Genomic DNA, 22,287 nt, shown 5'->3' with positions numbered 1-22,287 from the left:
GCCTGCGGCAAGCGATCACGGGCGCCGGCTCCATTCGGGTTCCACTCTGCTCCACTCCGCCTCCCAGCCCGCTGCACGGCGGCGATTGCAGACGATCCGGATGCCGATCCCGGCCACCGCGCCGGCACCGACCGCGACCGCCGCACTGCCCAGCCCTCCCACCAGGGCCGCCGCATACACGTCCTGGCCATCGGAGGGTGCTGACGTGACACGGCCCGTCCGGTCCAGCCAGACATCCACGCGCTCCCCACGTTTCGCACCGGGGACCACCTGTGCGTCCGCCGTGACGGCGGCGCCGCCGGTCCCGGTCCAGCGCACGGGCACCGGCACCAGTTCCGAACGGCCCGATTCGTCCGTCCACGGCGAGGACTTGGCGGCATCCCGCAGGATCTCCGCTCTGACGGCATGGCGCGTGGCACGCTGCTGCTCGACCACGGACTGTTCGTGGTGGAGCGCCGCCATCGCGTCGATCACTCCGAAGACGGAGGCGCACCCGACGACCACGGCGCACAGGAGGACGAGCAGCCGTGCCTCGACGATGTCGACGCCGCGCTTCAGAGCACGACTGCGCCCGGCGCTGTCCCAGTTCCCTGTGCGCATCGGATCACGGGCTTTCCGGTGTCTCGATCTCAGCGGCTATGCCGCGGGCCCACTTCGCGACGGCGTCGAGATCGCGGAAGTCGCCGCCTCGGCCCTCCTCCAGGATCACCCGTGCGATGCGGCCCTGGGCGCCGGCTTCCAGCCGGCCACCGAAGGTCACGTGACCGCGGGCGCGAACCCTCTCCATCGCTCTGCGTGCGCTCGGCACAGGCGGGATGTCTCGCTCCGAGGCCGAGGGGTCCAGAGGGCCGCTGCTGAAGGCCCACACGGCTCGTTCACGAAGGGCCTTGCGCTGCCGTCGCATCAGTCGTACGGCGTCCCTGCGCCAGCGGCCCACGTACAGGGCACTGCCGATCACCACCGCGTCGTACGTGTCCACCTCCGTCACCTCCGAAGCGGGGAGCGCCTCGGCCTCCAGCCCTTCGTCCCTCAGCGTCCGGACGATGAACCGGGCGAGTTCGGCGGTGGAGCCGTACTTCGTCGCGTAAGCGACCAGCACATGGTGGGGCACCGCGCGTCATCACCTTTCCTGTTTCCCGCACCAGAGTGGGGACCGGTGGAAAGCGGTTGAACAGCCGAAGGCCATTCCCCAGCGTCCGCAACAGCCACCGGGCGCGAAAGGGCCATCCGAGGCAGCGGGCGGGGCCGGTCGGCCCCCTCCCCCGCACCGTGCACGCGCCTCGCTCGGGGAGCTCGCCCGTAAGGGGCCGAAGGTCCCGGTGTCTTGCCCCGACCGTCTCTCGGCCGAGGTGGTCGTTCCGACCGACACTGACGTGAGGGACTGCGGCGGGAAATCCGCAGGTGTCCCCTCTTCCACGAGCGGGAGCCGGGAGGTGCCGGAGCTTCGGGCGGGAGGAGCGAGAACAGTGCACGCATTCGTTTATCAGGGGCCGGGCCAGGGTTCGTGGGAGTCCACGAGCGACCCGGAAGTGGAGCAGTCGACCGACGCGGTCGTCCGGGTGGACGCGACCACGGTCTGCGTCGGTGACCTGCACACTCTGCGGGGCGAGGCGTCCGACGTGAGTCCGGGGACCGTCCTGGGACACGAGGCCGTCGGCGAGGTGCTGGAAGTGGGGCCCGAGGTGCACAACGTGGTACCCGGGGACGAAGTGATCGTTTCGTCCATCTCCGCATGCGGACACTGCATGTCGTGCCGCCAGGGCGTTTTCGGCCAGTGCTCACAGGGAGGAGGCTGGCTCCTGGGGCACGAGGTGAACGGAACCCAGGCCGAATTCGTCAGAGTCCCGTTCGCCGACCACTCGGTCCACAAGCTCCCTTACGCCATGGACCGGGACACCGCCGTGTTGTTCTCCGAAGTCCTCCCGGCCGCCTTCGAACTCGGGGTACGCAACGGGAAGGTCCGCCCCGGCGCCGTCGTGGTGGTGGTGGGGGCGGGACCGGTCGGGCTGTCAGCACTGATCATCGCGGGCATCTACTCCCCCGCCCGCGTGATCTCGGTGGACCTCTCGCCCGAACGCCTGGCCGCGGCGGGCAGCCTCGGCGCCGACGACGCCGAGCTCCCGGGACGTCTGATCGCGGATCTGTCGGAAGGCCCCGGAGCCGACGTCGTGATCGAGGCCGCGGGAAGTTCCGACAGTTTCGTCCTGTGCACGCAGGTCGTACGTTCCGGTGGGCACATCGCGAACATCGGCATGCACGAGACACCGGTCAGTCTGCACCTCGAGCAACTGCGCCGGAAGAACATCACCATCAGCACGGGCCAGGTGGACACCTCCTCCATCTCCTGGCTCCTCGACGTGCTGACCCCGGAGCACATGGAGTCGTTCTCGCGGATCATCACGCAGAGGCGGGAGATCGGTGACATACGGAGCGCTTACGACATCGCGTCCAGCGCCACCTCGACGGACGCGCTGCGAACGGTCCTGCACCCGGCACGCCGCTGAGAGGCCCGTGCGACATGCCCTTCTGATCACGGAGGATCGGGGCGGATCGGGCCGGATGGGGGCGCGCCCGGAGAGCCGTCACCATCGTCCGTCCTCGACGTCCGAACGACACCCCGGAACCTTCTCGGCGGGACGAAAGTTGGACAAAGGGAGCGTGCTCCGTCCGACGGCCGGGGGAAGCATGACTCACTCACGCTTCCAGTCATGCCGGTAGGGGTCGAACGATGGGACATCTCACCGTCGCGGACCTGATGACGCCATCGGTCATCAGCGTCCAGCGCGGCACCACCTTCAAGGAAATCGCCCGTCTGCTCAGTGAGTCGAACGTCACCGCTGTGCCGGTCGTGGACGACGTGGGCCGTCCGGTCGGCGTCGTCTCCGAAGCCGACCTCCTGCGCAATCGCTCCGCCGGCGGCGCACGGGACGCCGGGGCGCTGATGAGCCACCCCGTCGTCACCGCTGAGCCCCGGTGGAACGTGGTGCACGCCGCGCGGGTGATGGAGGAGCACCGGGTCAAGCGGCTGCCCGTCATCGACGGCGAAGGCCGTCTGGTGGGAGTCCTGAGCCGGAGCGATCTCGTCCAGGTCTTCCTGCGCCGGGACCGCGCGATCCAGGAGGAGATCCTCGAAGAGGTGGTGACCCGGACGCTCCGGCTCAGTCCGTCCTCGTTGAACGTGGAGGTGTCCGAGGGGCTTGTCACTCTGAGCGGCACGGTGCGGAGCCGTGACACCGTTCCGGTCCTCGTGCGCCTGTGCCAGAGCGTCGACGGGGTGGTGGACGTCGTCGACCGTCTCTCGCACGAGGCTCCCGTGGAAGACGTCCGCCCCGGCGTCACCCTGGTCACGGCAGGCGAGGAGGAGACCTCCGTTCACGCGGAACGGGAGGAGCGGTCATGAGTGAGCGTCACAGCCGCTCCGTGGGCGTCCCGTGACGCCTCATCCCTCCTCGGACTCCCGGCCGGTGACGCCGAGGGCGCGTCCTGCGGGCAGCACGGTCGGGCCGGGTACCTCACCCAGGTGACGGACCGAGGCCGCCGCGTGCCCGGCCTGCTCAGGGTGCCTGCGCCGCCAGTAGGGGTTCTCGTGGGACAGGCGGCTGGTGACCCTGCCGTACATGCCGAACGTCGCGATGACCAGGCCCATGACGAAGCTGAACATCACGTTGGCCATGCCGAAATCGAGGATGTTGACGGATCGGTCCAGCACGAAGATGTGGGCGAAGCCGCTCAGGACGAACAGCCCTCCGACCGTCATGTTGAGGGTGGAGGCGAAGTTGCCTCCGATGACGGCCCCGATGAGCAGGGCCACTCCCACGACCGTGGAGATGACACTGAGCGTGGTGTTGGTGGTCATGCCCGCGACCGTGTCCCCGGCCGTGTCGAAGGGGGTGAGCGCATCGGCGAAGCCCAGTGCGGCGAAGGCGAGCAGGACGAGGCCGCAGACGGCGGCTCCGTACCGGTAGACGGTCGCCAGGTGGTGATCGACGGGAAGTTCGTCTCGAAGCTTCATGGCCGTTCTTCCGCCGGAGCCGCTCGCCCGGATGCCGACATGTCGCCATGTCACCCGAACGCGTCCCCGACCGGCCCGGCGGAGGCGGCTGCCGGACCCTTGTGGCGTCCTCATGCATCCATCGGCCTTTTCCAGGCAGAAGTACGGGTGGGGCGGGGCGCAGCAGCACGACGTACACGGCAGGAGACACCCATGCAGCAAGCGGCGACGGAACCGACACCCGTGGCTTCGGTCCCGTCACACAGCGGCGCCGCGACGGGCCGCCTCACCGTGCGGGAGCACGCCGAGCGTGAGGAGGAGCGTTCGTGAACGCTGACGGGCAGAAGACGAATGATCAGCTGAAATGCCTGGTCACCGGCGCGTCCGGGTACATCGGCGGGCGTCTCGTGCCGGAACTGCTGGAAGCGGGCCACGCGGTCCGTTGCCTGGCCCGCTCCCCCGGAAAGCTGCGTGACCATCCCTGGGCGGGCGAGGTCGAGTCGGTCGGCGGAGACGTCACCGACGCCGCGTCCGTCGCTGCGAGCATGCGCGGGATCGACGTGGCCTACTACCTGGTGCACGCCCTCGGCACCGGATCCGGTTTCGAGGACACCGATCGCCGTGCGGCACGGATCTTCGCCGAGCAGGCAGAGGCCGCGGGCGTGCGGCGGATCGTGTACCTCGGCGGTCTCACCCCCAAGGGGGTTCCGGAGCGCGAGCTGTCGCCGCACCTCCGCTCCCGTGCGGAGGTGGGCCGCATCTTCCTGGAGGCACCTGTTCCGGCGACCGTGCTGCGGGCCGCCGTGGTCGTCGGCTCGGGATCGGCCTCCTTCGAGATGCTGCGCTACCTCACCGAACGCCTGCCGGTCATGGTGACTCCGAGCTGGGTGAGCACCCGCACCCAGCCCATCGGGGTTCGCGATGTGCTGCACTACCTGGTCGGCTCGGCCACCATGCCGGCACATGTGGACCGTGCGTTCGACATCGGGGGGCCGGACGTTCTCACGTACCAGGAGATGATGCGCAGGTATGCCGAGGTCGCCGGGCTCCGGCGCCGGCTCATCGTGTCCGTACCGGTCCTGACCCCGAGGCTGTCGAGCCACTGGGTCGGCCTCGTCACCCCGGTGCCCGCTTCCATCGCCCGGCCACTGACCGAGTCGCTGCGTCACGAGGTCGTCTGCGACGAGCACGACATCGCCCTCTACGCCCCGGACCCGCCGGGGCGGCCCCTGCCGTTCGACGAGGCACTGGATCTCGCCCTGCGCCGTGTCCGTGATGCCGAGGTCACCACACGCTGGTCGTCCGCCGCTGTGCCGGGGGCACCCAGCGACCCCCTGCCGACCGACCCGGACTGGGCCGGCGGCAGCCTGTACGAGGACGAGCGGGCGCTCACGGTGGACGCGTCCCGCGAGTCGTTGTGGAAGGTGGTCGAAGGGGTCGGCGGGGACAACGGCTGGTACTCCTTCCCGCTCGCCTGGGCGGTCCGGGGCTGGTTGGACCGTCTGGTCGGCGGCGTGGGACTGCGCCGCGGACGCCGGGACGCCGAACACCTGCGCGTGGGCGACTCCCTGGACTTCTGGCGTGTCGAGGAGATCGAACCGGGCCATCTGCTGCGGCTGCGCGCCGAGATGCGGCTGCCCGGCCTCGCGTGGCTGGAGATGTACGCCGAGACGTGCGACGGGGGGATCACCCGCTACCGCCAGCGTGCCGTCTTCCATCCGCGTGGCCTGCTGGGTCATGTCTACTGGTGGGGCGTCTCCCCGTTCCACGCCGCCGTCTTCGGAGGGATGGCTCGGAACATCACGCAAGCCGCCACCAAGGGCCTGTGCGCGCACGCGAACGAAGCCCGTACAGGCCGTCGGCGGCGGCGCGCTCCCGCAAGGTCACGAACCCGCCGCTGACATCAACACCTGACGGTCGTCGAGGGGCACGACGGGCGCCCGACCCGCCTGACGGGCCCGCCGCGGCGCGGGACGACGCCTGACGGGCGGCAGCGTCCCGGCCGCGGGCACGGACCGGGGTTCACTGCGCGGCATCGCCTCGGACGTCGGGCACGGACCGGGACCGCCGGCCGCGGCCTCCGACCCCGTAGGCATCCAGCAGCGCCTCGGCCGCAGCCGCGATCGAGTACCGGCTCGTCACCACGTCCCTGCCCACGGCGGCGAGCCGGCGGCGGTCCGCCGCGGGAAGGGTCGCCATGCGGAGCAGTCCCTGGGAGAGTCTCTCCTCGGTGGAGGTGTCCAGGACCACTCCACTGACACCGTCGTGGAGGTACTGGAGCACACCGCCCTGTCCGGGGCCTGCCGTGGGCATGCCCGCCTCCATCGCCTCGAGCAGGGCGAGCCCGACTTCCTCCTCGGCGCTCGGACACACGTACCACGCGGCAGGGACGCCGCGGTTCGGGTCCGTCAAGGCGTGCTGGAGACATCGCACCGTGCGGTTGGGCAGTGCGGGCAGGACGGCCAGTCGGGAGGCAGCCGTCGGATGGCCGGCCAGCGCCGCTCGGATACGGCGCCGCATGTCCCGCTCGTACTCGTTCGCCATGGCCGGCGAGCCACCCACGAGGACCAAGGTCGACCGCATGCACAAGCCGGACGCGATCCACGCGCGTACGAGCATGTCCTGCTGCTTTACCGCGTGCATGCGGCCGACACACAGGAACAGGGGCAGGTGCCTGTCCTCGGGACCCAGTGACTCCTCCCGGTCGGCGCGCGCGAACAGGGCGGAGAGCAGTTCGGCTCCACGGCGCTGCCCATCCTCTCCGGGCCGGTACGGGGTGATCCCGTCCGCGGGGGCGGCCGGCCCGGACCCTCCGTTTATCTGTGCCAGTTGGGGGAAATGACGCACCAGCTCGTCCGTGCCGCACTGTCCCGCGACACCGATCACGCTGTCGGCACGCTCCACGAGACGGTCCCCGACGAAGATGCGGTGCAGGTCGCCGCGCAGTTGCCCGAGCTCCTCCGGCTGGTGGTCGGTGCGCTCCGCGGCGAGTCGGCCCGCCACCTGCCGGTGCGGATCAGTGGTTGCGGTGAACACCACGTGTGATCCGAGGCGTTCGGCCGCCTCGGCCACAGCGAGGCTGCCGTCGTCCACGCACCGCACATGCACCACCTGCGGCCTACGGGGAAGGGCGCCCAGGAGCCGCTCCGCCCACCAGGCGAGCGCAGGTCGGTGAAGGTGCATCTGCGAGGAATCCGGAAGGCTGCGCGCGTCCACCGGCAGGCGGAGGATCCAGTGCCCGGGTACCCGCTCGTACACGGTCCGTCCGTCGTCGGTCAGTGCGTCGCGCCCCGCCAGAACCATCGTGACCACGGACGCGATGTCGTCGAGGCCGGCCAGGTGGTCCCCCAGGCCGCCGACGAGGACACCGAGACCGCCGCTCGTCCCCTGGCCGGGCGTTTCCAGGTCGCCGAGCAGCATCGCCTGGGCCACGACCACGCCCTCCCCCACGGGTGACGGGATGTGGGGCCGCGGAGGCGCGAGCAGCAAGCGTTCGTAACCGTCCGCCGCGCTGTCGGGGCCGGGCAGGAACGCGGACCCGTCCGGCAGGGCGTGCAGGTGTCGCCACGCCGCGTGCCGCCCGGTACGGCTGCCGCAGTCCCCGGCGAGCTTCGCCGTCTCGACGGGGCTCAGGGGGCGCAGCGCCGCGGCTGTGGCCAGGTCGAACAGCAGCGCCGTGGACGGTCCGTCGATGTCAGGGCGGGTCAGCAGCGCCCTGAGCGCCGATTCGGCACGCCGTGCGCCGTAGCGATAGACCGACCCCGGCCACATCTCGGCCACTGCGGCGCCGCCTCGGAGACCGGCGCTCCGGTGGGCGAGGAGGTTTTCGGGCGCGACGGGCACGGCCAGTCGGCACGCCCGGCGCAGGGAGGCTGTCAGATGATCGGACCGGCTGAGCGTGGCAGCGCTCCCGGCCGGGCCGGGTTCGGCACCTGTCCCCGTCACGCCGAGGCCAAGTACCGCAGCCCGTGGCACGGTCGTGGACAAGTGCCCGTACTCCGCCTCCAGAAGGCGCTCCGCGTACGCGGGCTCGCCCTGCCCTCGCCCTGTGTGCTCCCCTTTCCACCCGTGGCCCGCGAAGAAGGCGGTCCGGGCGTCCACCAGAGGATTCCCTGCCTCGATGACGGGCGGGGCGGACAGATCGGAAGCGAAGGACACGGACATCTCCTGTCGAGGGGCTATGACAGTGCTTCGCTCTCTGCCCCCCGTTCGGATGCACATCGGCCGCCCGATGTTTCGGAACTGCACGGCGTGCTACGGCTGCTGCCCACAGCGGCGGCGGCCTCGTCGTGGGGTGTCGCCTACAGGGGCCGGCAGGTGCCGTAGCTCCCGGCAAGGGAGTTCGTGGCGGCTTCGGCGACATCGGACCGGGGGCTGGAGAGGCATGAGGTGAGGAAGTCGTGTACTCGTCGCCCCGTCCATCCGGCGGCGGCGACGGTGGGCCAGAAGTAGATCCCTTCGTGTGGGGATCTGGCTTCGACGAAGTCGAGGACGTCGGTCACTGTGTCCTGATCGAGGGCGAGCCGGAGCATGGCCACGGCCTGCAACCCTCCGTCCACAAGAACCTCGTCACCGGTACTCAGACACCAACGAATCGCCTCGGTGTGGGAAAGCTCCAGGTGGCTGAGCCGGACGATGGCGTCGCCCCCGGCTGTGCGAACCGCGTGGAGAGTCCCGCGCCGGAGGACGAGGTCGCGCAGGTAGGGAAGGTCGGACGAGGAGCCGCAACTGCCGAGCGCCATCGTCATCCGGTACTGGGTTTCCCAGGTCCGCGCGTCCTTCACCTCGTTCTTCAAGGCTGCGAGCAGGGCAGGACCGGCGGACCGGTCGCCGAGTTCCCGAAGTCGCTTCGCCGCCGAGCGGCGCTTGGCGGAGCTCCCGTCCTGAAGCAGGCTCATCGCCCCAGCTGCGTCGAGCGCCACGGTCTCTCCTTCTGGATACGGACGTCCCTGGACCCTATTGCGCCCCGCTGACAGTCCCACCCGCGGTCTCACCGGGCGGGGCGACCGCGCCATGAATCGACGAACGGCCGACTGGGGCCGCGGGATCCGGCACGACGAGAACGGTCCGCGCAGGAACAAATTCCCTCGTGGGAAGACACATTGCTCCCGTCTCGGACGCCTGACAGCGGACTACCTCGCTGCGAGTGACTCCACAGCCCTGACGGCCTCGGCCAGTCCTGGGGGATGCGGAATCCCCCGCGCGGTCCGGCCGGCCCAGCCGGGCCCCATGGTGAAGACGACCGGCTTCATGCGGGCACCCCGCACGCCCCATTCGATCGCGGCGACGTGCTGGGCGAGCGGTGTACTCGCGGTGGTACGGGACTGCGCCCACAGCCCGACCACCGCCGGCCCGGTTCTCCGCACCGCGGCGACGAGCGACTCGACGGGCAACGCTGCCCCGAACATGCGGACGAGCAGGCCGCGTTCGGTCAGTGCGGCGGTGAGCACCTCCAGGGGCAGCGTGTGGTTCTCCCCCGGTACACAGGCAAGGACCGTGGTGGCGCCGCGGGCGCCCGGGGCGGCCGGTGGAGCGTGGCGCCGCAGTGCTCCGGACACGTGCCAGGACAGGAAGTGCTCGACCTCGACGTACCGTTCACCCGAGGTCTCCCACTTGCGGCCGACAGCCTGCAGCGTCGGCATGATCAGCTCTGTCCAGGCGTCGACCAGACCGTGTTCCCTGATCGCCGCTCCCAGCAACTCGTCCAGGGCCACCGCGTCGAGACGCAGGGCCGCGCGGGCCATTCCCTTGCATTCCTGACGTACGCCGCCCAGCCGTAGTCCGCTGCCGGCCCGGCTCCGTCCACGCGCAGCCGGTGGTGGAACGGGTCGGCCCTCCGGCTGCGGCGAGGGCACGAGGAGGCTCGATTCGTCGAGCACCAGCCTGGCGGCCTCCGCGGGAGGCAGTCCGGCCCCGGTCAGGGCGCACATCCTCCGCAGACGCCTGAGATCCAGGGCGGTCCATCGGCGGTGCCGGCCATCGGCCCGCGTGCTGGGACCGAGCCCGTAGCGGTGGTCCCACGACCTGATCGTGGTGGGGGCGACACCGAGGCGCCTCGCGACCTCGCCGGTGGTCAGGCCACCGTCGCGCAGGGCGTCGCGGACCCCGTCCAAGACCCTGTCCGATTCCACACCGGCAGCATACGACGCACAATCGACGCATGTTGTGTGCGTCGCTTCCGCTCCCGAGACTTACGGGGGCCAGGCGGGTTCCGTCGCCGATCGCCCACCGGTCGGATCCGGCCCGGCACTGGCCCCTGGTTGCCGGGAGGAACTGGCATGAGTACGTGCACGCGATCCGACGCTCCTCCACCGCCTCCCGCACGGTCCCGGGCCGAGGACCGCTTGATCCTCGGCCCGCGCCTGACGGAGGAGGAGGCGTTCGCGGCCGTGTACCGGCGTTGGGGTTCACTCGTCCACGCGATGGCGACCCGTTCACTGGGTGACACGCACGAAGCGGAGGACGTGACCCAGCAGGTCTTCCTCGGCGCCTGGCGTGGGCGAGCGGGATTCCGTCCGGACCGGGGTTCTTTCGGCGCCTGGCTCGTCGGTATCGCACGCCGGAAGATCGTCGATGCTCTGGCAGCCCGGAACAGACGGCTGAACCTGATCGACTCGGTGGTGCACACCGTCGACCCGCACGGGCTCCAGCAAGGACCTGACGACGTCCTGGACCGCGTACTCCTGGTCGACGCGCTGTCCCGTCTGCCCGTCCACCAACGCCAGGTGCTGTGCCTGGCCTTCTACGCGGACCTGACTCAGGCCCAGATCGCCGACTTCACCGGAATGCCTCTGGGCACCGTCAAGAGCCATGCGCGGCGCGGCCTGCACCAACTGCGCGCGGGTATCGACACCGATGACGCGGACAGTTCGGACCACACCGACAGCGCGGACAGGAGCACGGCATAGGCGCGTCGGCTGAGACGGCCGAAGCCTCGGCAGGACTCCCTGTCGCCGCAGACATGCGCGGCCCGGGCCGGGCAGGCGGCCCTCAGGGGCACGGCGGGACACCCGCATCATCCTCCATGGAGGACGATGACCGGATGCTGGTCGGAGTGGAGGCGGTGCGGCAGGACCCGTCGACGCCTACGACGGTCCAGTCAACGCCTACGACGGTCCGTGTCCACTGCGCAGCGGGAACCGCGGTGGTGCTCTGGCAAGGCGCCTCGGTCCCCGTGGACGATGAGCATTCCGTCGAGTGGACAGCCGTCGAGTGGACAATCGACGAGGACATCGTCTGGGCGGGAAACACGGGACCGGCCGCTTCCTCTTCGCCGAAGCTGTCGGAGGACGGCGACCGTATCGTCTTCCGAGGGCGGATGACCCTCGAAGAAGACGGCGCGGCCTTCTTGGACGTGGGTGGGACGTTGATCTTGTTCGACCTCGCCGAGCCGTCGCCCCCGGAGGGCACTGACGGGTCATGGGTCGAGGTCCGTGTCGGAAGGAGCAACGTCAGTGTCTGGCCCTGCCGGCTTTGACGGGCGACGGACCGACCACTGATCCCACCGGCCGAGGGTGCGTTCACGGGGGGCCGGCGACTTGCCGAGTCAGCCGGTGCGTGACCTGGTCCGCAGAGGCGATCGACCCGTCGGGCCCGATCAGGGGAGAGGTGCCACTCACCCAGGGGCGAGTACGCCCGTGGCGCCCTGCGCCATGACGGCACCGGCCCCACCGAGGTCCGATCCTCCCGAAAACTGTCGGCGCGGGTCCACAGCACATGACCGGCCTCATCGAGGACGACCACTCTGCGGCACCTGGACGCCTGAGCAGTCGAACATTCCATCGAACCTACGATCGAATCAAGGTTCCGCTCAGCGTGACCCGACCGACGACGCGCCGGTGTCGCAGGCCCGCGACACCAATTGGTTCTTTGATCCTCCCGTGCGACACCTCGCCCGCAGGAGATGCAACCTGAGCAACGGACATCGTCTGACCTGGAGCTTCCTACATCAGGTGGACGGTTCGGAACCCGTATGGACGCCCGGTAAGCTCGGGACACGTGACTGCTGTGTCTGCGAAGCCTCGCATCCCCAATGTCCTGGCCGGCCGCTATGCCTCCACGGAGCTGGCCGTCCTCTGGTCCCCCGAGCAGAAGGTGAAGCTGGAACGTCAGCTGTGGCTGGCGGTGCTGCGCGCTCAGAAGGACCTCGGGATCGAGGTGCCCGACTCGGCGCCGGCCGACTACGAGCGCGTGATCGACCAGGTCGACCTCGCCTCGATCGCCGAGCGCGAGAAGGTCACCCGGCACGACGTGAAGGCCAGGATCGAGGAGTTCAACGCCCTCGCCGGCCATGAGCAGGTCCACAAGGGCATGACGTCCCGGGACCTCACCGAGAATGTGGAGCAGCTGCAGATCCGGCTCTCGCTGGAGCTGATGCGCGACCGCACGGTGGCTGTTCTCGCACGGCTGGGCAAGCTCGCGGCGGAGTACGGCGAGCTGGTCATGGCGGGCCGTTCGCACAACGTCGCCGCACAGGCGACGACGCTCGGCAAGCGCTTCGCCACCGCCGCGGACGAGCTCCTGGTGGCCTACGGCCGACTGGAAGACCTGCTGGGCCGCTACCCGCTGCGCGGCATCAAGGGCCCCGTCGGCACGGCACAGGACATGCTGGACCTGCTCGGCGGCGACGCCGGCAAGCTCGCGGACCTGGAGCAGCGCATCGCCGAGCACCTCGGCTTCGCGCACGCCTTCACCTCCGTCGGCCAGGTGTATCCCCGTTCTCTCGACTACGACGTGGTGACCGCGCTGGTGCAGCTGGCCGCCGCCCCCTCCTCGGTCGCCAAGACCATCCGGCTGATGGCTGGACACGAGCTGGTGACCGAGGGCTTCAAGCCGGGCCAGGTCGGGTCGTCGGCCATGCCGCACAAGATGAACACCCGCTCCTGCGAGCGTGTGAACGGCCTGATGGTGATCCTGCGCGGCTACGCCTCGATGACGGGCGAGCTGGCCGGCGACCAGTGGAACGAGGGCGATGTGTCCTGTTCCGTGGTCCGCCGGGTCGCGCTGCCGGACGCGTTCTTCGCGTTCGACGGTCTGCTGGAGACCTTCCTCACCGTTCTCGACGAGTTCGGTGCCTTCCCCGCGGTCGTGGCCCGTGAGCTGGACCGCTACCTTCCGTTCCTCGCCACGACCAAGGTGCTGATGGGCGCGGTTCGGGCTGGGGTCGGTCGCGAGCTCGCACACGAGGCCATCAAGGAGAACGCGGTCGCCTCTGCGCTTGCCATGCGGGAGCAGGGCGCGGAGCGCAACGAGCTGCTGGACAAGCTGGCCGCCGACGAGCGGATCCCCCTGGACCGCGCGGAGCTCGACGCACTGATGGCGGACAAGCTCTCGTTCACCGGTGCGGCGGGCGACCAGATCGCCGCTCTGGTGTCCAGGATCGAAGAGATCGCCAAGCAGCACCCGGAAGCCGCCGCCTACGCTCCCGGCTCCATCCTCTGACCGCCGGTTCCGCTGCCTGACTCCACCCGAAGAGCTCCTGCCTGCCCGCGACCGCGTCGTACCGATGTGGTCGCGGGCGGTGTGCCTGTGGTCTGCGTGTGGTGTTCGTGTGCTGTTCCACAGAATCGGTCCGACCTCATGACCGCCGCCGCGGCGCACCATTTCGCCCATCCGGGCAATCGGTTCCGGCCTCTCCTGCACTCGCCCCGGGTAACGGCGGTGGCCAGCAGTCCGGCCACCCGGGTGCGCCGGCTGGCGGAGATGACGTTGCTCTCCGAAGGAGCCATCGGAATCACGTGGGCATGAGGCGACGTCCCGACAACGTGCTGTTGACTGCGGACCAGGTCATGGTCGTCGACCGGCCTTGGGCCGCGGGCGGTACCAAGTGGTTCGACGTGCTCGCCATGGGCCCGAGCATGATCATGCAGAGTACCCGGGACACGATCGACCTCCTCGATGAGCACCTCGAGCCCAAGGTGCTCGTCGAGAGGACGTCATCACGGTCCTGATCGCCCTGGCTGGTCATTTCCTTCACCAGTCCGTCCAGGTCGCGCCGCCAGGGCTGCCAACCGTACGCGGGTTTCAGCGGGCTCAGGGCGGCGCTGCGCTCCGCTGGCTTCACCACGGACACATTGGCGGCAACGGAAGCGTCCGGCCCTCCGAAGGAGCTGCCGTGGGTATGTGGCTGGTCAAGAAGCCTCCGAGGTCGCGAGGAGGGTGATTCGGGCTGAGGACGCCCAGTTGGCCGGTCGCCCAACGCGGATGGTCAGGCGCTGCTGAACTTCAGCGTGGAGTCACGCGGACTCGCCGTAACCGGTTCGGTCTCGCCGCCGTATTTGTTGCCGACCGCGACCACGCAGGGCCCGGCGCGGTGATCAAGGTGGGTCCACCACGGTGACAACGACACCCAACTCGCAGCCCGGCCCGTCGTTCTGCAGGTAGAGCACGATGGCTGTCCAACGGCCCTCCGTCCGCCACAGCAGGAGGTACTCACAGCTCGCCACCGGTTCGGCCCAGGGTTCGGGTATCACCTCCCCCGCCATCATCCGCTCCTGCGCGCTCCACAGGCTGACCATCTGAGGTTCGCCCCAGCGCAGGGTCAGGAGCGCAAGCAGGGAGTCGTGCTCCGCTATGCATCGCGCGCGCAGTTCGAGGCGGTCCGCCTCATCTCCCTCACTCCTTTCGTCCTCGCCGAGGAGAAGCGTCGTGTGGTAGCCCGGTCCGCTGATTCCCGAGCCCGACGGAACGCGTTCCAGGGGGAAGTCCTTGGTGCGCATCCCGTCGATGAGGCGGAGGTGATGTGCGGTGGTCATACCGTCAGTAAACCTCCCTGCACTGACACATGGCGTCCCTCGCCCTGCCCCTTGCTCGCGCACGGGCAGGAATTGCGAGTCAAGGGGTACACGAAGCCGAGACACGAGAAGCCGGGCCTTCCGGCGGTCAACGGTGCCGCGCGTGCCGCACGTGCCCCACGTGCCCCACGTGCCCCACGTGCCCCACGTGCCGCACATGCCCCACGTACCCAACGTGCCTTTCACGCGTCCCTAGTCCGCAGGCTCCACCAGCCGGCCAGGAGAGCGACCGCGGCCCACGCGGCGGTGACGGTCAGGCCTGTCCACGGGCCGAGGTTTCCGTCCGGATTCTGGTGGAGCACCAATTGCCCCGCCCGGTCGGGCAGATACCGGGCCACATCCCCGGCGATGTCTCCGACCACGAAGGAGACGATCAGCAGGAAGGGTATGAGCGTGCTGAGTACGGCGACGGCACTCCTCAGCAGCATGGTCAAGCCTGCGGCGAACAGGGCGATCAGCGCGAGATAGACACCACCGCCGAATGCCGCACGGAGCGCACCGGGGTCCCCCAGGCCGATGGCGTACTCACCCATGAACATCTGTCCCACCAGGAACGTGGCGAAGCTGGTGATCAGCCCGACGGCGAGGGTGAGTCCCCCGATCACCGACACCTTGGCGGCGTAGAGAAGACCTCGTCGTGGGACGGCAGAGAGCGATATCCGGAGCGCACCGTTCACGAACTCCGAGGACATGGCGGTCGCCCCGAAACTGATGGCTGCGATCTGGCCGAAGTTCAACGCGTAGAAGGCGGAGAACAATGGCTCGTAGTCGGCGTTGGCCGCCTCCGACTGGCCCACGGTGGCCGAAGCGAGCACGGTGACGGCGAGCGTGGCTGCGAAGACCGCCATGAGGGAGAGCGAGACGGACCGCACGGATCTGACCTTGATCCATTCGGATCGCAGCACCGCAGTCATCGACATGTCCATCACGAGGCCTCCGGGTGTGCAGCGGAAGTGGTCGCGGTGAACTGCGATTCCTTCGACGTGAGATCGAGATAGGCCTCCTCCAGAGTGGCCTGCAGATCGACGAGTTCCAGCAGAGGGATCCCTTCTCCTGCTGCTGCGGTGCCCACCTCCTCCGCCGTGACGCCCTCGACCGTCCATCGCCCGTCGTCACCCAGCACAGGCCGGAGACCCCTGCGGACCAGAACGTCGTGGAGCCGTCCGGCTTCGCCTGTACGGAGCCGGACACCAGGCCGGCTGTGGGAGTCGAGGAACTCCCGCATCGGCAGATCCGCGAGAAGCCGTCCCCTGCCGAGGACGATCAAGTGGTCCGCGAAGGTGGAGGTCTCGTTCATCAGGTGACTGGAGACCAGGACGGTCCGCCCCTCACGGGCCATGCCGCGCATCAGCTCACGGATCCAGATGATGCCCTCGGGGTCCAGCCCGTTCGACGGCTCGTCCAGCATCACCACGCCGGGCTCGCCGAGCAGTGCCGCCGCGATTCCGAGACGTTGGCGCATCCCGAGAGAGAAGGTCTTGATCCTTCGTCTGCCGACCGCTGCGAGGCCGGACTCCTCGAGGACCCGCTCGACCCGGCTGTCGGCTATGCCGTTGGTTGCGGCGAGAGCGAGTAAGTGATCGCGTGCCGTGCGGGACCCGTGAGCCGCCTGGGCATCGAGCAGGGCCCCGACCCTGTGCAACGGTTTCGGCAGCGAGACGTACGACATCCCTCCGACGGTGGCGGTTCCCGCCGTGGGCCGGTCCAGCCCGAGGACGAGCCGCATCGTGGTGGACTTGCCGGCGCCGTTGGGACCGAGAAACCCCGTCACTCGGCCGGGCCTCACGCTGAACGTGAGGTGGTCCACGGCGCGTGTGGGGCCGTAGTCCTTCGTCAGTTCGTGCACGTCGATGCTGGTCATGGGCACAGCCTGGCTGGCTGCCGCCGCCTGCTGCCTCCCCCGCCCGGGTGGTTCGTCTCCCTCGCCCGGGGGAGGCCACCACCGGGCCCGCGCTGACACGATGAGTCCATGCGCCACCTTCTCGGGCCGCTGGCCGCGCCCGTCACGTACAGCCGCTGGCTTCACCTGCTCATTCCGTCAGCGGTCGTCAGCCTGTGGCTGTTCATCTCCATGGACACCCCGTGGATGCCCTGCCTCTTCGCCGTTCCCGTCGGGTTGCTGCCCTCGATGCGCCTCGCGGAGGGATTGCAGGCGCAGCTCCTCCTCACGCCCGGGGAGCACGGGACGGACTTCTCCATCTCCGCCGCACGTGCCGTCACTTGGGGGGACCGCTGGCGCACTGTGGCGTGGCTCGAGGTCAGGCTCCTGCTCACAGCCGCGGCGGGCTTCGCCACGGTCTGGCTGCCGGCGACGACGTTCGACCTTCTCGGCGTTTCGCTCGGTGCGACGCCAAGCTCGAACTGGCTGACTGGGGTCCTCCAAGCGCGGTGGCTGTGCGCTCTGTTCGCACCCTTGCCGATGCTGCTGCTTCTGGGGCTCGTCGTCCTCTGCGGCGAGGTGGCCACGGCCTCGGCACGCGGGCTCCTGGGGCCGTCGCCGACCGAGCGGATGACCGCGCTGGAGGAGCGCACCGAGCAACTTCTGGAGCGTAATCGGATAGCGCGCGAACTCCATGACTCGATCGGACATGCGCTGACTGTGGCGGTCGTACAGGCAGGGGCCGCCAGAACGGCGGGCAACCCGGAGTTCACAGCGCGGGCACTCGCCGCCATCGAGGAGACGGGGCGGCACGCGCTCGAGGATCTGGAACGAGTCCTGCGGGTGCTCCGGGAGTCGGACCTACCCGCCGGGGCGCATCCAACTCTGGCCGAGGCCGACCGGTTGCTGGAATCGGCCCGCGTATCCGGAGCCGAGATCCATGTGGACATGACCGGACCACTGGATCTGGTCCCGGTCCCGGTGTCCCGTGAGGGCTACCGGATTCTGCAGGAGTCGCTCACCAATGTGCTGCGTCACGCCGGCGCGGTTCCCGTACGGGTGAGGATCGTCGTGGTGAAGGAAAGGCTGGAGCTGGAGGTGACCAACCCGCTCGCGGGATCGAGGCGCGGTCCGGGCGGCGGCAGCGGCCTGCGAGGCATACGGGAGCGTGCGGCCCTGCTGGGCGGCAAAGCCATAACGGGCCCGCACGAAGGGGACTGGAGGGTGTACGCGAGCCTCCCGTTGGACCGCATACGCTGACCCGATGCCGGTTACCGTTCTTCTGGTCGACGACGAACCACTGGTGCGCGCGGGGCTCCGCGCGGTGCTGGAAGCACAGGACGACATCCAAGTCGTGGGTGAGGCCGCAGATGGTGCGGCGGTGATCCCGCTCGTCAACCGGCTCCGGCCCGATGTCGTGGCCATGGACGTGCGTATGCCCCTGATGGACGGCATCGAGGCGACCCGGGTGGTGCTCCGTACCGTGGCCGATCCGCCGAAGATCCTGGTGGTGACCACATTCGAGAACGACGAGTACGTGTACGAGGCACTGCGCGCGGGGGCGGACGGGTTTCTGCTGAAGCGTGCCCGGCCGGCCGAAATCGTGCATGCCGTCCGGCTCGTGGCGGAGGGCGAGACACTGCTCTTCCCAGCTGCGGTGCGGCAGCTCGCCGCAGAGTACGGCACGAGCAGGGCGCGGGCCGCGCTGGACCGGGCGGCGCTCACCGCCCGAGAAGGAGCGGTACTCCGCCTGATGTCCCGGGGCATGTCCAACGCGGAGATCGCCGCCGAGCTCGTCGTCGGCGTCGAGACGGTCAAGACTCATGTCAGCTCGGTGCTTGCGAAACTGGGAGCCCGGGACCGCACACAAGCGGTGATCGCCGCCTACGAGTCCGGCTTCGTCGCTCCGAGCTGACCGGTGTCACGGTCCGGGCAGGGGCTGTGCGCAGGTTCCGCATGCCCCCTTCCAGGCGTTGGTCGCCGCTGCAGGGGCCAGCGAGTACGATCCGGCAGACACGCGCACGACCTGGGAGGACACACGGTGGGCAGGCTGACCGGTGGGGACCCGTCTCTGCTGCGGAGGATCAATTCCGCGGTGGTGCTGCACGCCCTGCGAGGGGCGGATTCCCCCACGCTGACGGATCTGACCCGGATCACGGGTCTGTCGCGTCCCACGGTGGAAGGTGTAGTCGAAGGGCTCTTCGGCGCCGGACTCGTGGTCGAGGCACTGCCTGACGAGAGCGGGGCAAGGCGACAGGGCCGTCCCGCCAGGCGCTTCAGGTTCCGTGCGGAGGCCGGGTATCTCCTGGGGGTGGAGATCGGCTCGCACCGGGTCTCCGCCCTGCTGTCCGGCCTGGACGGCCGGATCGTCGGCGCGGGCTCGCGCGACGTCTCCGAGTCCGCGTGTGCCGATGACAGGCTCGACCAGGTCAGAGCCGTGATCGCCGATGTGCTGCGGCGCACCGGAGTGGCCCGGAGCAGCCTGCGTGCCGTCGGGGTCGGTAGCCCCGGCATCGTCGAGGCGGACGGCACGGTGCGGCTCGGTACGGCGCTGCCGGACTGGACGGGGCTCGCGCTAGGCGAGAGGCTGCGGCGCTCCTTCAGATGCCCCGTCCTGGTGGAGAACGACGCCAACGCCGCAGCGGTGGCCGAACATTGGAAGGGCGCTGCAACCGAGTCCGACGACATCGTGTTCGTCCTCGCGGGCCTGAGTCCTGGAGCGGGTTCACTGATCGGAGGGCGTCTGCACCGCGGCTTCGGCGGCGCGGCCGGGGAGATCGGCGCCTTGCATCTTCTGGGCCGCGATGTCACGCCGGAACACCTGCTCTCGACGACGGACACCCCGCTCGACCCGTTGGACGAGCCGGCAGTGGCCGCGGTCTTCGCGGAGGCCAGGGGCGGCGATGCCGGGGCACAGGCCGCCGTCGCCCGATTCATACAGCGGCTGGTGCACGATGTCGCGGCCTTGGTGCTGGCGCTCGATCCGGAGCTCGTGGTGATCGGCGGGTGGGCCGCCGGCCTGGACGGCGTTCTCGATCCGCTTCGCGAAGAGCTCGCCCGCTACTGCCTGCGACCTCCCCGTGTGGCCCTGTCGCTTCTCGGGGAGGCAGCCGTCGCCACCGGCGCGCTGCGGCTGGCACTGGACCACGTCGAGGAGCAGCTCTTCGCCGTGGAAGGAACGGTGACGGCCCGCCGCTGACAGCGACGGGCCGTACACAGTTCAGCGACGGGCCGTGCACGAGCTCAGGAGGGCGGCGCCAGGGGCACGGAACCGGTGCGGGCTCCGTCCGGAGAGGTGTCCGAGTAGGGGCGCTGCGAGTGTCAGGACGCCTGGCGTTCCCGCTCGTCGTGGCTGATCTCCAGCGAGCCGGAATCCCCGAAGGTAAGCCGGCAGGTGTCGGCCCGGTAGGTGGCGACGGACACTGCTGCCGTTCCGGCAGCGGCGAGATACCGGGTGGTGACCACCAGGACAGGAGCACCGGGAAGCCGGTCGAGCTCCTTCGCGTCGTCGGCGCGGGCCGAGCCGAGTTCGACCGACCGGTCCTGGCCGTCGAGGTCGAGACGGTGCAGTTCCCTCACCACGCTTCGGGCCCGGGCAGGCCCTGACGGCGCCTCGATGGCGGAGAGTTCGGGCACGGACGAGGTGGGAACGTACAGGAGCTCCGCGGCCACGGCCTGGCCGTGGGCGACGCGGATGCGGCGCACCACGTGCACGGGCTTCCCGGCGTCGGTGTCGAGCATGAGGGCTACTGAGGCAGGAGCGGTCGCCGTCGTGCACTCGAGGGGCTGCCATGCCTCGTCCGCGTCACTTCCCGTTCCGCCGTGGCGAGCGGTGGTGACGGCCACACCGACTCGGGGCGGGGCGACGGTGGTGCCCACACCGCGTCGTCGCTGCAGCCTGCCTTCGAGTTCCAGCTGCTCCAGTGCCTGACGGAGCGTCGCCCGGGCGACGCCGAAGCGCGCCGCCAGATCCCGCTCGTTGGGAAGCACTTCCCCCACCGCGAAGTCCGAGTCGAGTGCCTCACTGAGCACGGTCTTGAGGTGCCAGTACTTCGGCTCCTGCACCGATTCCAGCTGCGTGGTCCCCACCCTGTCCTCCGCATCCGCCCGGTGGCTTGTTTCCGCGACGTTATTTATTAAAGGTTCCTGCCTTATCGTTCAGACCTTAGGACGGCGAACCACCTTGGTCAAGACCAATCATCTCTTAGTGACGCTGCGGAACGACCTGCTGCCGCAGAGCGTTCACGGGACGTTCGCGCGACCGCGAGCCCGGGCAGCGTGAAGCCCCGGTGCCGATGCCTCCAGGCGGAGGTACCGCAGCAGCGGGGCCATGTGTTCCACAGGTCATCAGGCACAAGGCCGGCAACACCCTGCAAGCCCTGCCGACGCAGGGCCCGACCGCCGAAAGGCAGTCCTGCGACGCTCTCGTCACCGGGACGATCATGGGTCCTGCGCGTACTCAAGCGAATGCGGCGCGGGGCTGTTGGGTACGGGCCGTCTGCCGGCCACGAAGATCCTGGATCAGGGCCGTCGTCCTGGTACCACGCCGGCAGAGGGTCCCCCGCACGGGGCCGGCCGGCTCGAGGGAAAGCTGGTGGTCGCCAGCCGTTCGATGGACTCGCGGTCCACTTCGAGCCACCGTCCTGATCGCCGCCTCCGGCCGATGGTCACGAACGGACCTGGGCGGCGGGTTCCCGCACCGGCACGGGAACGATGCGTCCTCGGTGCAACGCAGACCCGAACGCCGCACGTTGACCTTACGGTCGCGCGGCGGCTTTCCAGGCGGCGGTGACACATCCTTCTTCCCAGTGCCACCACTCCTTCGTCTCGCCGTGCTCCAACAGCTCGCGGATTTTGGGCAGGTCGGCCTGTGGCGGGACATCCAGGGCCACCATCCGGAACTGTTCGATTCCCTCACCCGTCGTGCCGAGGCGGTGGAAAGCTGCCAGCACGCTCTGCCGGGCGGCGGCCGAGCCGTCGTCCTTCAGCACGATGAGCCGGATGGTGCAGTTCTGCGAGGGCTGAACCGTCTCCCCGGCCCAGAGCACACCGTCATCGTCCGGTTGCACCCTGATGACGTCCCCGGCGGCGACCCCGCGGACGAACCAAGGCGTGTTGTCAAGCCGCGCCGTACCGTCGTCGAGGTCCACAGCCCACAGGCTCTCGACACTCGCCGGCGGCCAACCTTCCTCGTCCACGTCCATACGGAAATGGACCTTCACGTGGTCGTCACTGATGTCCGTCACCGAACCATCATCCACTTCGCGTCCATCGGACCGGGCTGCGGAGTGGGAAGTGCGGAATACGGAAGACGGGTGCCTCCGGATCCCGCGGTCGGCCATGATCGCCGACGGACAGCGCCGACTGTCCGGCTGCCAGAACACCACCCGGGCCGAGGGCCGATCCCGAGCACAGAGCAACAGCCCCAGGAATCGCGGCACGAGGGACTCACAGATCGAGGCCGCCACCCGGCACCTCGACACCACCCGCCACCTCAAGTCCACCCGCCACCTCGACACCTCGACGCCACCCAACACCTCAAGGCCACCCGGCACCTCGTCGACCGGCCCAGCTCGCAGTGGGCACCCTTTCGCAGCGGGGCTGGACCGATCGGCCGAAGGACG

At 69.5% G+C, this 22,287-nt stretch carries 21 protein-coding genes; 10 read left to right on the top strand and 11 right to left on the bottom strand.

Translation table 11 applies throughout. The features are described from left to right. Positions 1-15: 15 nt before the first annotated feature. A complete protein-coding gene (locus LWJ43_RS29140; protein WP_277335154.1) occupies positions 16-600 on the bottom strand; it encodes an Rv1733c family protein in 585 nt (194 codons plus the stop codon). Positions 601-604: 4 nt separating this feature from the next. Next, positions 605-1,111, bottom strand: a complete 507-nt coding sequence (locus LWJ43_RS29135; RefSeq protein WP_277335153.1) for a flavodoxin domain-containing protein — start codon at positions 1,109-1,111, stop codon at positions 605-607. A 355-nt stretch (positions 1,112-1,466) separates the two neighbouring features. Here LWJ43_RS29135 and LWJ43_RS29130 point away from each other — a divergent pair, with 355 nt between their 5' ends. Next, complete coding sequence (locus LWJ43_RS29130; protein WP_277335152.1) at positions 1,467-2,504, top strand: alcohol dehydrogenase catalytic domain-containing protein; 1,038 nt, start codon at positions 1,467-1,469, stop codon at positions 2,502-2,504. A gap of 224 nt (positions 2,505-2,728) precedes the next feature. Continuing rightward, the gene (locus tag LWJ43_RS29125) at positions 2,729-3,400 is read left to right on the top strand and encodes a CBS domain-containing protein (protein ID WP_277335151.1); all 672 of its coding nucleotides are present in this window, start codon (positions 2,729-2,731) and stop codon (positions 3,398-3,400) included. A 39-nt stretch (positions 3,401-3,439) separates the two neighbouring features. On the opposite strand, the gene LWJ43_RS29120 is transcribed toward LWJ43_RS29125, so the two are convergent. After that, positions 3,440-4,012 carry a DUF4383 domain-containing protein gene (locus LWJ43_RS29120; RefSeq protein ID WP_277335150.1) on the bottom strand — a complete coding sequence of 191 codons (573 nt, stop codon included), beginning with the start codon at positions 4,010-4,012 and terminating at the stop codon, positions 3,440-3,442. A gap of 305 nt (positions 4,013-4,317) precedes the next feature. On the opposite strand from LWJ43_RS29120, the gene LWJ43_RS29115 reads away from it, so the two are divergent. After that, entirely contained in the window at positions 4,318-5,892 is a 1,575-nt protein-coding gene (locus LWJ43_RS29115) for an SDR family oxidoreductase (RefSeq protein ID WP_277335149.1), read from the top strand. 121 nt (positions 5,893-6,013) lie between these two features. Here the strand turns inward: LWJ43_RS29115 and LWJ43_RS29110 are convergent, their stop codons facing one another. From LWJ43_RS29110 to LWJ43_RS29100, 3 genes are all read right to left on the bottom strand, one after another. Beyond that, entirely contained in the window at positions 6,014-8,155 is a 2,142-nt protein-coding gene (locus LWJ43_RS29110) for a glycosyltransferase (RefSeq protein WP_462100918.1), read from the bottom strand. Between the two features lie 137 nt (positions 8,156-8,292). Then, entirely contained in the window at positions 8,293-8,913 is a 621-nt protein-coding gene (locus LWJ43_RS29105) for a HEAT repeat domain-containing protein (protein WP_277335147.1), read from the bottom strand. Between the two features lie 210 nt (positions 8,914-9,123). Then, positions 9,124-10,122 carry a MerR family transcriptional regulator gene (locus tag LWJ43_RS29100; protein ID WP_277335146.1) on the bottom strand — a complete coding sequence of 333 codons (999 nt, stop codon included), beginning with the start codon at positions 10,120-10,122 and terminating at the stop codon, positions 9,124-9,126. Between the two features lie 147 nt (positions 10,123-10,269). On the opposite strand from LWJ43_RS29100, the gene LWJ43_RS29095 reads away from it, so the two are divergent. From LWJ43_RS29095 to LWJ43_RS29080, 4 genes are all read left to right on the top strand, one after another. Beyond that, on the top strand, positions 10,270-10,899 hold the full coding sequence (locus LWJ43_RS29095) for an RNA polymerase sigma factor (protein ID WP_277335145.1): 630 nt from the start codon (positions 10,270-10,272) through the stop codon (positions 10,897-10,899). A 116-nt stretch (positions 10,900-11,015) separates the two neighbouring features. Then, positions 11,016-11,468 carry a hypothetical protein gene (locus tag LWJ43_RS29090; protein WP_277335144.1) on the top strand — a complete coding sequence of 151 codons (453 nt, stop codon included), beginning with the start codon at positions 11,016-11,018 and terminating at the stop codon, positions 11,466-11,468. Between the two features lie 521 nt (positions 11,469-11,989). Continuing rightward, positions 11,990-13,432, top strand: a complete 1,443-nt coding sequence (purB, locus tag LWJ43_RS29085) for an adenylosuccinate lyase (RefSeq protein WP_277335143.1) — start codon at positions 11,990-11,992, stop codon at positions 13,430-13,432. Between the two features lie 302 nt (positions 13,433-13,734). Beyond that, positions 13,735-13,941 carry a hypothetical protein gene (locus tag LWJ43_RS29080; protein WP_277335142.1) on the top strand — a complete coding sequence of 69 codons (207 nt, stop codon included), beginning with the start codon at positions 13,735-13,737 and terminating at the stop codon, positions 13,939-13,941. 366 nt (positions 13,942-14,307) lie between these two features. Here the strand turns inward: LWJ43_RS29080 and LWJ43_RS29075 are convergent, their stop codons facing one another. The 3 genes from LWJ43_RS29075 to LWJ43_RS29065 all read right to left on the bottom strand — a co-directional run bounded on the left by LWJ43_RS29075 (position 14,308) and on the right by LWJ43_RS29065 (position 16,645). Further along, positions 14,308-14,745: a hypothetical protein gene (locus LWJ43_RS29075; protein WP_277335141.1), complete on the bottom strand. Its 438-nt coding sequence runs from the start codon at positions 14,743-14,745 to the stop codon at positions 14,308-14,310. Positions 14,746-14,966: 221 nt separating this feature from the next. After that, positions 14,967-15,710 (bottom strand): ABC transporter permease, encoded by a 744-nt coding sequence (locus tag LWJ43_RS29070; protein WP_277335140.1) that lies wholly within the window; start codon positions 15,708-15,710, stop codon positions 14,967-14,969. Beyond that, complete coding sequence (locus LWJ43_RS29065) at positions 15,710-16,645, bottom strand: ATP-binding cassette domain-containing protein (RefSeq protein ID WP_277335139.1); 936 nt, start codon at positions 16,643-16,645, stop codon at positions 15,710-15,712. Before LWJ43_RS29065 ends, LWJ43_RS29070 begins: the two co-directional genes overlap by 1 nt. A 108-nt stretch (positions 16,646-16,753) precedes the next feature. Between LWJ43_RS29065 and LWJ43_RS29060 the strand changes: the two genes are divergently transcribed. The 3 genes from LWJ43_RS29060 (at position 16,754) to LWJ43_RS29050 (ending at position 19,862) form a co-directional block, all read left to right on the top strand. Beyond that, positions 16,754-17,923, top strand: a complete 1,170-nt coding sequence (locus LWJ43_RS29060; protein WP_277335138.1) for a sensor histidine kinase — start codon at positions 16,754-16,756, stop codon at positions 17,921-17,923. A gap of 4 nt (positions 17,924-17,927) precedes the next feature. Further along, complete coding sequence (locus LWJ43_RS29055; protein ID WP_277335137.1) at positions 17,928-18,578, top strand: response regulator transcription factor; 651 nt, start codon at positions 17,928-17,930, stop codon at positions 18,576-18,578. Positions 18,579-18,704: 126 nt separating this feature from the next. Beyond that, on the top strand, positions 18,705-19,862 hold the full coding sequence (locus LWJ43_RS29050) for an ROK family protein (RefSeq protein WP_277335136.1): 1,158 nt from the start codon (positions 18,705-18,707) through the stop codon (positions 19,860-19,862). Between the two features lie 122 nt (positions 19,863-19,984). On the opposite strand, the gene LWJ43_RS29045 is transcribed toward LWJ43_RS29050, so the two are convergent. Together LWJ43_RS29045 and LWJ43_RS29040 are read right to left on the bottom strand one after the other, a co-directional pair. Next, on the bottom strand, positions 19,985-20,752 hold the full coding sequence (locus tag LWJ43_RS29045; RefSeq protein WP_277335135.1) for a GntR family transcriptional regulator: 768 nt from the start codon (positions 20,750-20,752) through the stop codon (positions 19,985-19,987). Between the two features lie 668 nt (positions 20,753-21,420). Further along, complete coding sequence (locus LWJ43_RS29040; RefSeq protein ID WP_346772018.1) at positions 21,421-21,867, bottom strand: DUF4265 domain-containing protein; 447 nt, start codon at positions 21,865-21,867, stop codon at positions 21,421-21,423. Between the last annotated feature and the right edge of the window lie 420 nt (positions 21,868-22,287).

The organism is Streptomyces sp. JH34, from assembly GCF_029428875.1.
Classification (GTDB): domain Bacteria; phylum Actinomycetota; class Actinomycetes; order Streptomycetales; family Streptomycetaceae; genus Streptomyces.
This window is presented reverse-complemented; position numbering and strand designations above follow the sequence as displayed.

Bases quoted from the DNA above. Each gene is read 5' to 3' on its own strand.
- LWJ43_RS29140 (WP_277335154.1), bottom strand. From the start codon at position 600: ATGCGCACAGGGAACTGGGACAGCGCCGGGCGCAGTCGTGCTCTGAAG.
- LWJ43_RS29125 (WP_277335151.1), top strand. From the start codon at position 2,729: ATGGGACATCTCACCGTCGCGGACCTGATGACGCCATCGGTCATCAGC.
- LWJ43_RS29120 (WP_277335150.1), bottom strand. From the start codon at position 4,012: ATGAAGCTTCGAGACGAACTTCCCGTCGATCACCACCTGGCGACCGTC.
- LWJ43_RS29110 (WP_462100918.1), bottom strand. From the start codon at position 8,155: ATGTCCGTGTCCTTCGCTTCCGATCTGTCCGCCCCGCCCGTCATCGAG.
- LWJ43_RS29095 (WP_277335145.1), top strand. From the start codon at position 10,270: ATGAGTACGTGCACGCGATCCGACGCTCCTCCACCGCCTCCCGCACGG.
- LWJ43_RS29090 (WP_277335144.1), top strand. From the start codon at position 11,016: ATGGAGGACGATGACCGGATGCTGGTCGGAGTGGAGGCGGTGCGGCAG.
- LWJ43_RS29080 (WP_277335142.1), top strand. From the start codon at position 13,735: ATGAGGCGACGTCCCGACAACGTGCTGTTGACTGCGGACCAGGTCATG.
- LWJ43_RS29075 (WP_277335141.1), bottom strand. From the start codon at position 14,745: ATGACCACCGCACATCACCTCCGCCTCATCGACGGGATGCGCACCAAG.
- LWJ43_RS29070 (WP_277335140.1), bottom strand. From the start codon at position 15,710: ATGGACATGTCGATGACTGCGGTGCTGCGATCCGAATGGATCAAGGTC.
- LWJ43_RS29065 (WP_277335139.1), bottom strand. From the start codon at position 16,645: ATGACCAGCATCGACGTGCACGAACTGACGAAGGACTACGGCCCCACA.
- LWJ43_RS29060 (WP_277335138.1), top strand. From the start codon at position 16,754: ATGCGCCACCTTCTCGGGCCGCTGGCCGCGCCCGTCACGTACAGCCGC.
- LWJ43_RS29055 (WP_277335137.1), top strand. From the start codon at position 17,928: ATGCCGGTTACCGTTCTTCTGGTCGACGACGAACCACTGGTGCGCGCG.
- LWJ43_RS29040 (WP_346772018.1), bottom strand. From the start codon at position 21,867: ATGGACGTGGACGAGGAAGGTTGGCCGCCGGCGAGTGTCGAGAGCCTG.